Here is a 362-nt window from a genome sequence, read left to right as displayed (position 1 = left end):
GACAAGTTCACTGCCGTATTGGTTGAGGTAAGATTTGATCTCTTCAATCTGAATGTAAAAAATCGATGCGTGAGTGCTTTGCGATTTCACTAACTCATTAATATTCAGCAGCAGGTGCGCGCGGTTTGCCATGCCAGACGCGTTGTCATGAAAGGCTACCTGATGGATGTAGCTTTCCATCAGTTTTCGCTCAGAAATGTCTCTATGGCTGCCAACCATGTAATGACCCTGCTTAGTTTCTTTGGTCATTGCGACGCCTTCAATCCAAACGTATTGGCCATTTGGTTTGCGCAGACGGTAGGTTGTCGTTACACGTGTGTTATCGGTATTGATGTGGGCGTCAACGCGTTTAGACAGGCGTT

The 362-nt window shown here is 46.1% G+C and carries 1 pseudogene; it reads right to left on the bottom strand.

The window, feature by feature from the left end:
* Positions 1–362, bottom strand: a pseudogene (locus AW165_RS18665) (sensor domain-containing phosphodiesterase); the annotation flags it as partial.

Origin of the sequence: Acinetobacter sp. LMB-5 (assembly GCF_001541635.1) — a bacterium.
Lineage (GTDB): Bacteria > Pseudomonadota > Gammaproteobacteria > Pseudomonadales > Moraxellaceae > Acinetobacter > Acinetobacter pittii.
This window is presented reverse-complemented; position numbering and strand designations above follow the sequence as displayed.